Source organism: Flavobacterium sp. FlaQc-52, assembly GCF_044007495.1.
GTDB classification, from domain to species: Bacteria; Bacteroidota; Bacteroidia; order Flavobacteriales; family Flavobacteriaceae; genus Flavobacterium; species Flavobacterium cupriresistens.
Genome location: NZ_JBIPCV010000011.1, coordinates 157,445 through 170,488, shown reverse-complemented (window position 1 = coordinate 170,488; position 13,044 = coordinate 157,445). Strand labels below are relative to the sequence as shown.

9 protein-coding genes are annotated in these 13,044 nt (G+C 33.4%); 4 read left to right on the top strand and 5 right to left on the bottom strand.

The annotated features are described in order from the left end of the window. Position 1: 1 nt before the first annotated feature. Positions 2–1,360 carry a sensor histidine kinase gene (locus ACHRV5_RS17685; protein ID WP_395427644.1) on the bottom strand — a complete coding sequence of 453 codons (1,359 nt, stop codon included), beginning with the start codon at positions 1,358–1,360 and terminating at the stop codon, positions 2–4. Between the two features lie 137 nt (positions 1,361–1,497). On the opposite strand from ACHRV5_RS17685, the gene ACHRV5_RS17680 reads away from it, so the two are divergent. After that, the gene (locus tag ACHRV5_RS17680) at positions 1,498–3,612 is read left to right on the top strand and encodes a TonB-dependent receptor domain-containing protein (RefSeq protein WP_395427643.1); all 2,115 of its coding nucleotides are present in this window, start codon (positions 1,498–1,500) and stop codon (positions 3,610–3,612) included. A 232-nt stretch (positions 3,613–3,844) separates the two neighbouring features. Here the strand turns inward: ACHRV5_RS17680 and ACHRV5_RS17675 are convergent, their stop codons facing one another. Together ACHRV5_RS17675 and ACHRV5_RS17670 are read right to left on the bottom strand one after the other, a co-directional pair. Further along, the gene (locus ACHRV5_RS17675) at positions 3,845–4,450 is read right to left on the bottom strand and encodes an RsmD family RNA methyltransferase (protein WP_230002401.1); all 606 of its coding nucleotides are present in this window, start codon (positions 4,448–4,450) and stop codon (positions 3,845–3,847) included. After that, the gene (locus ACHRV5_RS17670; RefSeq protein WP_047779024.1) at positions 4,447–5,268 is read right to left on the bottom strand and encodes a DUF3822 family protein; all 822 of its coding nucleotides are present in this window, start codon (positions 5,266–5,268) and stop codon (positions 4,447–4,449) included. Before ACHRV5_RS17670 ends, ACHRV5_RS17675 begins: the two co-directional genes overlap by 4 nt. Before the next feature lie 253 nt (positions 5,269–5,521). On the opposite strand from ACHRV5_RS17670, the gene ACHRV5_RS17665 reads away from it, so the two are divergent. Then, positions 5,522–6,946 carry an ATP-dependent RecD-like DNA helicase gene (locus ACHRV5_RS17665; protein WP_230002400.1) on the top strand — a complete coding sequence of 475 codons (1,425 nt, stop codon included), beginning with the start codon at positions 5,522–5,524 and terminating at the stop codon, positions 6,944–6,946. Between the two features lie 75 nt (positions 6,947–7,021). On the opposite strand, the gene ACHRV5_RS17660 is transcribed toward ACHRV5_RS17665, so the two are convergent. Beyond that, positions 7,022–8,374: a PQQ-binding-like beta-propeller repeat protein gene (locus ACHRV5_RS17660; RefSeq protein WP_395427642.1), complete on the bottom strand. Its 1,353-nt coding sequence runs from the start codon at positions 8,372–8,374 to the stop codon at positions 7,022–7,024. Positions 8,375–8,545: 171 nt separating this feature from the next. Between ACHRV5_RS17660 and kdsB the strand changes: the two genes are divergently transcribed. After that, positions 8,546–9,280 (top strand): 3-deoxy-manno-octulosonate cytidylyltransferase, encoded by a 735-nt coding sequence (gene kdsB / locus ACHRV5_RS17655; protein WP_395427641.1) that lies wholly within the window; start codon positions 8,546–8,548, stop codon positions 9,278–9,280. Between the two features lie 345 nt (positions 9,281–9,625). Continuing rightward, on the top strand, positions 9,626–10,399 hold the full coding sequence (locus tag ACHRV5_RS17650; RefSeq protein WP_395427640.1) for a carbonic anhydrase family protein: 774 nt from the start codon (positions 9,626–9,628) through the stop codon (positions 10,397–10,399). Positions 10,400–10,583: 184 nt separating this feature from the next. Here ACHRV5_RS17650 and ACHRV5_RS17645 read toward each other — a convergent pair whose 3' ends face one another. Then, positions 10,584–12,995: a thiamine pyrophosphate-dependent enzyme gene (locus ACHRV5_RS17645; RefSeq protein WP_047779029.1), complete on the bottom strand. Its 2,412-nt coding sequence runs from the start codon at positions 12,993–12,995 to the stop codon at positions 10,584–10,586. Positions 12,996–13,044 lie beyond the last annotated feature (49 nt).

Here is a 13,044-nt window from a genome sequence, read left to right as displayed (position 1 = left end):
ATTAAGCTTTTAATAAAATAGTAAACACAGCGCCTTTTCCTAAATCGCTAATAACGTTAACAGAGCCCTGATGCGCTTTTATAATCTGATCTACATAATACAAACCCAATCCGAGGCCTTTTGCGTTGTGCAAATTTCCTTGTTCGACTCTGTAAAACTTCTCAAAAAGCAACGCTTGTTTGTTTTTAGAAATCCCAATTCCATCATCTTGAATACTTAACGAAAACTCATTTTCTATATTTCCGGTTTTTACCAAAATATGGCTGGAACCGTATTTTACAGCATTTTCTAAAACATTTAAAATTGCGGTTGTCAAATGAAATTTATCTAAAACTAAAACTGTTTTTTGCGTTTGAAAATCAGTTTCGATCGTAATTTTTGGATATCCGATTTTAAAATCTTCAATAATCGAAAGCAGAAATTCTTCGGTATTTATTTTTTCTTTTTGTAATTCGATTTCATTTTCTGCCAGAGAATTTGCCAAAACCTGATCGATCAAACTTTGCAAACGATTGTTCTGACGCGAAATCGTATTGACAATTGCATTGAAATTCTCATCGTTTTCCCGAATGTTTTTCTGTTCTAAAATTTTGGTCGAAATACTCAAAGTCGCCAATGGAGTTTTGAGTTCGTGTGTAATATTATTGATAAAATCAGTTTTAACTTCGTTTACTTTTTTCTGTTTAATTAAAGCTTTAATGGCAATGACAAAAAGGGTAATCAGGGTAAGAATAGAAAACAACGACAATAGTAACACACCGATCATTCGTTTTAAAATAATCATTTCCCAGTCGATTACCGAAATGTACATCGAATCTTCGGTCAGTAATTTATAATCCTGATTTTTGTACAATCCGTTTGTTGTCCCGACATAACTCCGAACTAAAAAAGCATGGTTTAACGAAGCTAGATTACCGTATAATTTGTTTTGGATAAAAGGCTTTTCCGAGAAAATAGTATCCGCTTTTTTGGTGTTCTGATACAGTATAAATTTATTGAGTACAATCGCAAAATCAATTTTTAGATTGGGTAATTCTCTTTCGAATTTGCGTTGAATTTTCTGTGTTAAGGCGTCTTGATATTCATTTCCAAGAATACCGTTTTTGATTTCAAATTTGGTCTTTTTTCCTTGAATATAATTTTGAGCTAATCCTTTGTAAAGTGCTTCTTTTTTACTGACAATAACGGAGTCAATATCACTGTAATTATTTGAAATCCGAGCAATCTCATTCTTGATTTCGGTGTGAAACTGCGCTACTTTAAAATCGTAAGTTGTTTTGACCAAATAACATTGTACCGCCGATAAAACGAGCAGGGCGACAACAGAAAGTGTGATTAATAAATTGATTCTTTGTTTCATACAGAAAGGAATTCGAATCAAAAATAAAGCTTTTGTGCTACAATTTCAGCATTAACGCCGCATTAACCTCCAATTAACTTTCAGAACGCCGTATTAGAACCACTTTTGTAGCTCTTAAACCAAAATCTTGTTAACGAATGAAAATGTACCTGTTCTTAAAAATTATTTTATTGCTATTGCTTTTTTGCCTTTCGATGGCCGGATATGCGCAAACGGAAACTCCGAAGGATACTATTTCTAACAAATTAGATGAAGTTGTTATCGCACAAAACAAAAAAACGTTTACTAATGCAAACGGAAATATAAAAGTAGACGTTGCCAATTCGGTTTACAATTCGATTCCAAATCCTGTTGATTTGCTTTCAAAACTTCCAACAGTTCAAGTAAGTGCTGATCGAGAAAGTATTTCGATTGTTGGTAAAGGAACGCCGCTTATTTATATTGACAATCAAAGAGTAGGAATGAATGATTTGAATGCTTTGGCTGTCGACGATATCAAAACAATTGAAATTATTAAAAATCCTTCTTCGAAGTATGAAGCTGAGGGGCGAGCCGTAATTTTAATTACTCGTAAACTAAGCAGAAAAGAGGGGTTTAAAACGGATATTTCTGAAACAGCTTCTTTTAAAAAGAATTACAATAATTATATCGGTTTTAATTCCAGTTTCAAAAAGAATAAGTTAGAATGGAAAGCCAACTTCAATTACAACCGACGAAATCCGTGGGAGAATCATAGCATTGCTTATCAAATTCCGCAGGCAGCTATTGTTTCTAATTATGATGTTACAGCAATATCTCGTGTGAAGGAATATATTTTTGGGACCGGTTTGTTTTATAAAATAAATGAAGAGGATTATTTCTCAATGAATATAAATGGAAAAATGAAAGCAGATGCTTTTGATATCAATACGTTTACTTTTAACCAAAATTTTGATCAGCAAAATAATGTTTTTACACTTAGTGATAATTCCAGCGAAAAGAATTTTATTAACTCATTTATGAATTATTCAAAAAGACTTAAAGCGATTGATACAAAGTTATTTGTTGGTATTCAGGGCTCCAATTTTAATCAGCATTTATGGAGTTTAGTCGAAAATAATTTTAATGATTCGGAACTGGAATTATCGCAAAATAGGAATCAGAGATTTAATGTTGATGTTTTTTCGGGGCGTATTAATTTAGAAAAAAAGTTTAAAAATGAAATGACTTGGGAATACGGTGGACTTTATTCTGCAGCAAAATCGAAATCTAATTATGATGTATTTGATTATGATGAAAATAAAACTACGACTTTCGATTATAATTTTAAAGAAATCAATTCAGGTGCTTATTCACAGCTTTCAGGAAAAATTAAAAAAATCGATTTTTCGATTGGATTGCGAATGGAAAACACAAATGTCAAAAGTAAATACAGCACAGACAATTCATCGTTAATAAATAAAAACTACACAAATTTTTTCCCGAAAGCGCTGTTTTCTTTTTCAATAGACAGTACAAAAAGTATAAGTGTAGATTATTCTAAAAGTATTTCGAGACCCAATTATTCTTCTTTGAGTATGATTGCAACCTATATTAACCCGTATTTTATTTATAGCAATAATATCAATTTAGGACCAACTTTTATCGATGTAATTTCGACGGTTTTTCAGTATCATGATAAATCTGTAAAATTGACTTTATACCAAAACAAAAATCCAATTTATGCTGATTTTATTTTTGATAATCAAAACAATGTTTTGACTTTTACGGAGAAAAATTTTCAAAAAGAATCAGGTTATACTATTGAATTTACAGTACCATTTACCTATAAAATTTGGACAAATACAAATTCTTTAATTTTCGCGACAAATAAAATAGAAGACCCTGCGGCAGTGTTTAATTCTACAAAAACCTATTTGTATTATTACTCGAATAATACTTTTAAACTTCCAAAAGATTTTACATTCGTTCTGTCTTTTTGGGGTGCAACAAAACAAAAAGAGGGCGTTTTTGAGCGAGGGGCAAATTTAATTTTTGATATGTCACTCGCAAAAGCGTTTGGTAAAAACTGGAATTGTACTTTAAATTATAATGATATTTTTAGAAACACGATTTATACAGAAAGATTTACGATTAATAATATAAGTTCGAGAGCACGGTATTTAGTTGATGCTAATGAAGTTTCGATTACACTTAAATATTCTTTTGGAAAAATAAAAGAATCAGAATTCAAGGAAAAAATCGTTAATGAAAATTCAGATAGGATTAGATAAAAGAAAAGCCCTTGTGAGTCAAGGGCTTTTTTATGTTTAAAAAGTTGAATGTGAAATGTGAGATTTGAAAAAATCAACGATCAATTCTTTTGTTGTCGTACTTACTCAAAATTAAATTATCCCACGAGTGTCACCCTGAGCGAAGTCGAAGGCTTATGAAACTAAAATGAGCTTGAATTTCTCTTGTAAAATGTAAAATGCAAAAAACAAAAATCAAATGTTTTGTTCTCGACTATCCTTCGTCTTCTTCTGTAATTTTATTGGAGGAATCATCAACGAGTTCTTCGTCATCATCCGTAGAATTCAATTCGAAGAAGGTGAAAAAAGAACCTCCGTAACTTTTCTGAAAAGAGAAATTGCTCAAATGCTCTAATTTGGTATACTTAGAATGTTCAATAATCATCATTCCGTCGTCGTGAAGTAAATCTCTTTCGAAAACCGTTAGTACTATTTTTTCAAAAGTAGCCTGATCTAAACCGTAAGGGGGATCAGCAAAAATAATATCGTAAGAGGTTTTGCAGTTTTCAAGGAATTTAAAAACATCACTTTTTGTTGCTGCAATCTCAAAATCGTATTCCGATGAAACTTGTTTGATGAATTTTACACAACCAAAATCTCCGTCAACAGAGGTAATTGGAGCACTTCCGCGTGAAGCGAACTCGAAACTAATATTGCCCGTTCCTGAAAATAAATCCAGCACCTTTAAGCCCTCAAAACTAAAATGATTGTTTAAAACATTAAATAATGCTTCTTTACTCATGTCAGTTGTAGGTCTTACCGGAAGGTTTTTTGGTGGAAAAATGCGGCGTCCTTTGTATTTTCCTGATATGATTCTCATGATTGAAATAGAATATAATGTTTTTGATTCTGAGTGGTAGAAAAGCTGTTTCTCTCTTGTAATGTGCTTACATCTAAAAAGGCAACATTACGAATGTATTTATACGCAATGGTATAAAAAGGATCATTTTTAGTTATCGTTCCTAATAATTCAAGGTGAAAACTTTCGGGATTTAAGCTCAATTGTTCTGCTGTAAAAAGCAAATAGTATATAAAATCTTCCGGAGTCTGATACTCGAAAGAATTGAATAGTAGTAATCTCTGGTTTTGTACCACGATCAGTTCAAAGTGATCGGGATTAAAATTAACGATCATTTTTTTATCATCGTTATTTTTAGAAGCTTCCAGTATTTTTTCGATTAGAATGCTGTTCGAATGTTTGTAATCAAAAGAACCAATCTGATCGATCAAAAAGTTATTGATGTTGACATACGGGATATAAATGGTATTCATCTCGTAATTTGAAATCTGATCATAGGTAAAAAAATCAGTTTCAAAAACCTTGGTGTTGTATTGTAAATAACTACCCAGATAATTTTCGTCAAACAAAGCAGTAGGCACAAAAGTAGAAAGATTGTTGTTGTGTATCACCACAATATCATCATAGGCGTCTTTTAGTTCCGTGTGTTTCTTAAAAGCATCGCCATATAATTCTTCTATTTTGGATCCTTTTTGCGTAGGCGTAAATTCGACTTCATTAAACGAAGTAATGGTATTATTAAGCGTATCAAAACAACAAAATGAAAATCCGTTCAGAGAAACCTGAATAGAAAGTTTTTTGTATTTTTTTGATGTTATATTAGTGTTTTGAAATGGCATAATCTGATTTACAATTCGTTACCAGTTGTAGTGTCAAGAAAGAATTTAATTAAAAGACAAACTTACAAATTAAAAAGCAACAATAATAATTGCAATTTCAAAAAACAACATTTTGTTAAAGTTACGGCCTTGTTATATTTTAATTAAGCCTTGTTTTTTGTTTTGCTCTTTTTGAAAACTTTATGACCGAAATCGAGTTTAGACATTGGCATTGACGGTAAAAAAACCGTACTTTGTAGTTCAAATTTTTCCTATGAATTCAGCACAGTTTTACGGTGTTTTGCAAAAAAGATTTCCGTTTGCTCCAACTTATAAACAAGATATATTTTTTCAAAAAATCGCTATTTTCCTAACAGAACCGGCCAATGATACCATTTTTGTATTAAAAGGATATGCCGGAACAGGAAAGACAACCGTGATCTCAACGATTGTAAACAACTTGGGAGATATCAATAAAAAATATGTTTTATTGGCGCCAACCGGGCGTGCGGCAAAGGTTATTGCAAATTATTCGAATACACCTGCTTTCACGATTCATAAAAAAATCTATTTTCCTAAAAAGGCTTCAGGTGGGGGAGTAGCATTCACCAAACAAATCAACAAGCATAAAAATACTATTTTTATTGTCGATGAGGCCTCGATGATCTCAGACAGCAATTCGGATTCGAAATTGTATGATAATGGATCGTTATTAGACGATTTAATCTCTTATGTATATTCGGGGACCAATTGTAAAATGATTCTTCTTGGAGATACCGCTCAATTGCCTCCGGTAAACTTAGATATTAGTCCTGCGCTTGATATACATACTTTGGGTGCTCATTACGACAAAGAAATTGAACATATCGAACTTGATGAAGTAATGCGTCAGGAAGAAAGTTCAGGGATTTTATACAATGCTACCGAATTACGTGAATTATTAAAAGAATCATTTTTGACCGAATTTAAATTCAACGTAAAAAAATTCAAAGATATCGTCAGACTTACGGATGGTTACGATATTCAGGATGCTATCAATACGGCGTACAGCAATTATAGTATTGAGGATACGGCTTTTATAGTGCGTTCCAATAAAAGGGCGAATCAGTACAATGAACAGATTAGAACCCGAATTTTGTTTAAAGAAAGCGAACTTTCGGTTGGAGATTTCCTGATGGTGGTAAAGAACAATTATTTCTGGCTCAAAGAAACCGATGAAGCCGGGTTTATTGCCAATGGTGATATTATTGAAGTACTGGAGCTTTTTGGAATCCGAGAGTTATACGGATTCAATTTTGCGAAAGTAAAAATTAGGATGGTCGATTATCCGGATCAAAAACCTTTTGAAACCGTTTTAATTTTGGATACTATTAAAAGTGAATCTCCTTCATTAACCTATGAAGATTCAAATCGTTTGTACGAAGAAGTGATGAAAGATTATGAGGAAGAAACCACCAAGTACAAGAAATTTCAAAAGGTAAAAAACAACGAATATTTTAATGGTTTACAGGTGAAATTCTCGTACGCCATTACTTGTCACAAATCACAAGGAGGGCAGTGGGATACGGTTTTTATAGAGCAGCCCTATTTGCCAAACGGAATCGATCGCGATTATATCAGATGGTTGTATACTGCTATGACACGTGCTAAAAATAAGCTCTATTTAATTGGTTTTAAAGACGAAAGTTTTGTAGAATAGTTTAATTTATTTTTCAAAATCATACCTGACAGGTTTTTAAAACCTGTCAGGTCAATAATTATAATTATTTAAAATTTATTTACTTTTCTGTAAATGATACGCATATAAATAACCATCAGCACTGCCAAAGTAAACGGTTTTATTGCTGATAAACGGTGATGAAACGATGGAGCCAAGTTTGTAAAATTCATCCATTACTTTTTTGTTTTCGCTGTAAAGAGATAAATCGGCACCCTTAGCGGCATACACAGCATCTAATTTATCGTCTTTTAAAATTTTGGCAGCGTTTTCTTTTCTGCTCTCGGTACTTATAGAGTTGAATTCTTTTCCGGAAGAAAGTAGGTTAAGCGAAAAGAAATTCCCCGTGAAATCCCCGAAATAGGCCGTGTTGCCCGCTATTGCAGGTGTTCCATACACATATCCGCTAGTATCAAAACGTGATAATTCTTTTCCTGTTTTTGAGTCTAAAGCCAGTAAAGCATAGGTGTCAGACGTTCCTACGTAAAGAATGTTGTTTAGAATCACAGCCGTACTTAATATCCAGGAGTTCTCCGCGTCATATTTCCATTCTAATTTTCCGGTTTCGGCATCGACAGCAAAAATGTAAGGGTCTCTGGCACTAAGATAAACCATGCCATTGGCAACAGCAACAGAAGATTGGATGCCTTTGAAACCTACTTTTTTTTGTGTTTCGAATTTCCATTTTTCTTTTCCGGTATCACAATTTAGGGCATACAAATCAGCGTCCCAACTCCCAATATATAAAGTGTTTTTGTTTATAACCGGCGTACTGTGAACAGCAGCATTGGTTTTGAATTTCCAAGTTAAATTTCCTTTTTTGGCATCAACAGCATAAACATTTCCGTCGCTGCTTCCGAATATAACCAGAATTGATTTATTGTTTCTGTAGACAACCGGAGATGACAAATAAAAATCCCATAATTCATCCATTAGTATATCGTGTGGTTTCAAACCCAAGATTCCCGCTTCCTGGTACCAATGTTCACCTCCTGTTTTAAATTTCCAAAGTTGTTTTCCGGTCGTTAGATTTACGGCATAATAATAACCGTCAAAACTTCCAAAGTATAGCGTGTTTTCATAAATACTTGGTGAACTATGAACAGCGCCATTGGTTTTAAACTTCCATTTTTCTTTTCCGGTTTTTTCATCAAGCGCATAAAAATAGCCATCTTCACTACCGATGTATACAGTTCCGTTTTTTGTAATTGGAGAAGAGAAAATTTTGCCTTTCGTTTTAAATTTCCATTTGAGATCACCAATGGGCTGATAGCCTTCGCCTTTAAAGACACGATCTGAAAATGAATTTAAGATTGATGAATTTGTTTTTTGTGAAAAAACACTACTGGTAATCAGGAAGAAAGAAAATAAAAGAAAACGGAATGTTTGTGACATAATTTTTTTTTGCATAAAAATAATTATTTTTTGCACACGAAAGAATGTTTTGTAAAATATTAAACGATAGTGGTTTAAGGGATTTGTTATATTTTTTTGAACAATATGTTATAAATATATTTTTAAAACCTGCTGTCGAATAGGTATATTTGTTTTTGAGATTTCAACCTAATTACAAGATCAAAAATGAAAATAATAGCAGTTATTCCGGCACGTTACGCTTCTACACGATTTCCAGCCAAACTAATGCAGGATTTGGGAGGTAAAACCGTTATTTTAAGAACTTATGAAGCCGCAGTTGCCACTCAATTATTTGAAGATGTTTTTGTGGTGACCGATTCGGATTTGATCTTTGATGAAATTGTTTCTAACGGTGGGAAAGCCATTATGAGCATCAAAGAACACGAATCAGGAAGCGACCGAATTGCAGAAGCGGTAGCTAATCTGGATGTAGATATTGTGGTGAATGTGCAGGGGGATGAGCCTTTTACGGAAGCAGGGCCTTTAGAGCAGGTTTTAAATGCTTTTAAAAATGATCCCGATCGTAAAGTTGATTTGGCTTCATTAATGCGTGAAATTACAGATGAGGAAGAGATCAATAACCCGAATAATGTAAAAGTGGTGGTAGATCAATCGCAATTTGCCTTGTATTTTTCGCGTTCTGTGATTCCGTATCCAAGAGATAAAGATGTTGGTGTTCGTTATTTTCAGCATATCGGAATTTATGCGTTTAGAAAGCAGGCTCTGTTGGATTTTTATAATCTGCCAATGAAATCTTTAGAAGCTTCTGAGAAACTAGAACAACTCCGTTATCTGGAATTCGGAAAACGAATCAAAATGGTAGAGACGACTCATGTGGGAATCGGAATCGATACAGCCGAAGATTTAGAAAAAGCCAGAGCTATTTTGAGTGCCAAATAGTTTTTTGTTGTAAGAAACTAAATTAAAAATAAGGAAAGCTGAAAATGTAGTTTTGAGTGTGATACTCATTCTATTATACAGCAATAAATATTCAGAAGGTAAAGTAGAAGAATCGCAAGACTTTTTCTGCTTTTACTAACTTCTGCAATTCTGTACCTCTTCAGTTTTGCCTCCTCAATCTTAAGAATATCTCTCATAATCTTTTTGAAATTTAAAAACTTAAAGAATAGAAATATAAAAAACATAAAAACAGCTGTTAATTAGATATAAACAGTTGTATATTTTTGTTAAGCTTAATGAAGCATTTTGTTTTTTTTCGTGTCAAATAAATACAAATATTTAGATATGAAAAAAACAGCCTTACTTTTATTAGTAACAATTACTTTTGTTTCTTGCAGCAAGAGTGACGATCATTCGGAGAATTCTGTTAAAGAGTTTCCGGAGAGTTTAGTAAATCAGGATAAGCCATTAGGTACAACTAATATCGATGGACAAACTCCCATTAATATAAATGCATCTTTTACCGAGAAGATAAGTACATTAGATCCTGTTATTCATTATGGCGCAATAACTTTAAGCAATATAGAGAATACAGAAGATAATTTAAAAGTAAATTTATCACAGGCAGATAAAACAGATAATTTTATAACCATTAAGGGGAATAAATATGAACTGCAGCAATTTCACTTTCATTATCATAGCGAACACAGTATTAATGGAGAATATGGTGTAATGGAAATTCATTTTGTTCACAAATCTTCAAAAGGTGCTTACGCAGTTTTAGGAGTACTTGTTAAAAACGGAAAAGCAAATACTTCGCTTCAAACTTTATTTGATGGTTCTCCGAAACTTAAAGGGACTAATGCGTTGTCTAATCTGTTAAATTTGAATACGATATTGCCTGCTGATACGAATAAATATTTTGCTTACAGTGGTTCATTGACAACTCCTCATTTAGATTTTACTTTAAATGAAGGCCCTTTAACTTGGTTTGTGTTTAAAAACCAGATTGAAATGACAAATGATCAATTTAAGAACTATCAAGGAAATTACAGTAAAGAAAATTTCCGTGTCCTACAGCCATTAAATAACAGAAAAATATTTGAAAATATAAGGTAATATTTTCATTGGAAAAAATGCGAAGAAAAAAATGCGTTTTTAGTTACTGGTAAAAAGTTGGTCTATTCTTGACTGATTGAGCTTTTGGTAAGCAGTAGATAGGAGAGTAAGATACTCAGAAAAAGATAAAAAAATACCCGACTGGTTTTTTAAAACTTGTCGGGTATTTTTTTAATTATAGGTCCTAGTATAAGTTAGGATATTTAGAAGGATTAACTTCATTCATCATCGTATATACCTTTTCGAAAATATCTTCGGCAGAAGGTTTAGAGAAATAATCCCCATCTGTTCCGTAAGCAGGTCTGTGTGCTTTTGAAGCTAAAGTCTGTGGTTTGCTGTCCAGATATTTGTAGGCATCCTGCTCTTCCAGAATTTGCTGTAAAATAAATGCTGAAGCACCACCCGGAACATCTTCATCGATTACTAAAAGACGATTTGTTTTGGCAATACTTTTTACAATATCTTTATTAATATCAAACGGAAGTAAAGACTGGATATCAATTACTTCACAATCAATACCTAATTCTAATAATTCAATTGCTGCTTGCTCTACCAATCTCAAGGTAGATCCGTAAGAAACTAAAGTAATATCAGCCCCTTCTTTCAGAGTTTCAACTACTCCGATTGGTGTTTTGAATTCTCCAAAATTAAGTGGTGTTTTTTCTTTTAAACGGTATCCGTTTAAACATTCGATCACTAAAGCAGGTTCGTCACATTCTAAAAGAGCGTTATAGAAACCGGCTGCCTGAGTCATGTTTCTTGGAACCAAAACGTGAATTCCACGAATTGCGTTGATAATCATTCCCATCGGAGAACCAGAGTGCCAGATACCTTCTAAACGGTGTCCACGAGTTCTGATAATTAATGGAGCTTTTTGTTTTCCAACCGTTCTGTATTGTAAAGTTGCTAAATCATCACTCATGATCTGAATAGCGTACAATAAGTAATCTAAATATTGAATCTCAGCAATCGGACGTAAACCTCTTAAGGCCATTCCAATTCCCTGACCAATAATGGTTGCTTCTCTGATACCAACATCGGCAACACGAAGTTCACCGTATTTTTCCTGCATACCTTCTAAACCTTGGTTTACGTCACCAATGTTTCCAACATCTTCACCAAAGATCAATGTTTCCGGATATTTACTGAATATAGCATCGAAGTTATCACGAAGAATCATTCGGCCATCTAAGTCCGCTTTTGAATTCTCATCATATTCAGGAAGTACTTTCTGTACTGAAAATACATTTTCGGCAGAATCAGAATGTAAATTACTGCTGAATTTTACTTGTGTGGTTTTGATATAATTGGTAATCCAGTCAGATAATAAAACTTTACTGTTTGGAATCTCAATAAAACGCAGAATTTTTCTGGCGATTACCAGCATTTCCTTTTTCAAAGGAGATTTTATAGCACTTAATTCAGAGATGTATTTCTGAATTTTATCTTTATGATTGATACTGGCACTTGAAATTTGTTCCAATAAAACCAAAAGATTTTTTTGATCTTCAATAATTGGATTAATAAAAGAATTCCAAGCATCTTTTTTAGCGTCAAGGATTTCTTTTTTAATTTCAAAATCAATTTCAGCTAATTCTTCAGGAGAAGCAACATTGACAGCAATCATCCATAAACGCATTTGACGAATACAATCGAAATCTCTTTCCCATGCCAGTCTTTCGGCGTTTTTGTAACGCTCGTGTGATCCTGAAGTAGAGTGTCCTTGAGGTTGTGTTAATTCATTTACGTGAATTAAAACCGGTACATGTTCTTCACGTGCAATTGCTGCGGCTCTTTCATATGTCGAAACCAATTCGGCATAATCCCAGCCTTTTACTCTGAAAATTTCATATCCTTTTGCATCTTCATCACGTTGGTATCCTTTTAAGATCTCAGAGATATTTTCTTTAGTGGTTTGATGTCTTGCGTGAACCGAAATTCCGTATTCATCATCCCAAACACTCATAACCATCGGAACTTGTAAAACTCCGGCAGCATTTATAGTTTCAAAAAATAAACCTTCAGAAGTACTTGCATTTCCAATTGTTCCCCAGGCTACTTCATTACCATTAACAGAGAATTTGTCTTTGACAGTGATTCCGTCAACGTTTCTGTAAATTTTTGATGCTTGTGCCAAACCAAGTAATCTTGGCATTTGTCCTGCAGTAGGAGATATATCTGAACTTGAATTTTTTTGTTTTGTTAAATCTTTCCAAGAGCCGTCTTCGTTTAAACTGTGCGTTACAAAGTGACCACCCATTTGCCTGCCCGCAGACATTGGATCAAAATCTATATCAGTATGACCGTATAAACCGGCAAAAAATTGTTTTGGAGTTAATTCTCCAATAGCCATCATAAAGGTTTGATCGCGATAGTATCCGGAACGGAAATCACCGTTTTTAAAAGCTTTGGCCATAGCAAGCTGTGGAACCTCTTTTCCGTCACCAAATATTCCGAATTTGGCCTTTCCTGTCAATACTTCTTTACGCCCTAAAAGACTACATTCGCGGCTGGTTACAGCAATTTTGTAATCGTTTAACACCTCAGTTTTGAAATCTTCGAAAGTCAATGTAGAATTGTTTTTTTCTTTAATCATAATCTGGAATGGGTCATGTTAGGCGACAAAATTACTTAAAAAGTATCAA

What these genes read in the sequence shown, in the direction of transcription:
- ACHRV5_RS17685 (WP_395427644.1), bottom strand. Translation starts at nt 1,360, where the DNA reads ATGAAACAAAGAATCAATTTATTAATCACACTTTCTGTTGTCGCCCTG.
- ACHRV5_RS17680 (WP_395427643.1), top strand. Translation starts at nt 1,498, where the DNA reads ATGAAAATGTACCTGTTCTTAAAAATTATTTTATTGCTATTGCTTTTT.
- ACHRV5_RS17675 (WP_230002401.1), bottom strand. Translation starts at nt 4,450, where the DNA reads ATGAGAATCATATCAGGAAAATACAAAGGACGCCGCATTTTTCCACCA.
- ACHRV5_RS17670 (WP_047779024.1), bottom strand. Translation starts at nt 5,268, where the DNA reads ATGCCATTTCAAAACACTAATATAACATCAAAAAAATACAAAAAACTT.
- ACHRV5_RS17665 (WP_230002400.1), top strand. Translation starts at nt 5,522, where the DNA reads ATGAATTCAGCACAGTTTTACGGTGTTTTGCAAAAAAGATTTCCGTTT.
- ACHRV5_RS17660 (WP_395427642.1), bottom strand. Translation starts at nt 8,374, where the DNA reads ATGCAAAAAAAAATTATGTCACAAACATTCCGTTTTCTTTTATTTTCT.
- kdsB (WP_395427641.1), top strand. Translation starts at nt 8,546, where the DNA reads ATGAAAATAATAGCAGTTATTCCGGCACGTTACGCTTCTACACGATTT.
- ACHRV5_RS17650 (WP_395427640.1), top strand. Translation starts at nt 9,626, where the DNA reads ATGAAAAAAACAGCCTTACTTTTATTAGTAACAATTACTTTTGTTTCT.
- ACHRV5_RS17645 (WP_047779029.1), bottom strand. Translation starts at nt 12,995, where the DNA reads ATGATTAAAGAAAAAAACAATTCTACATTGACTTTCGAAGATTTCAAA.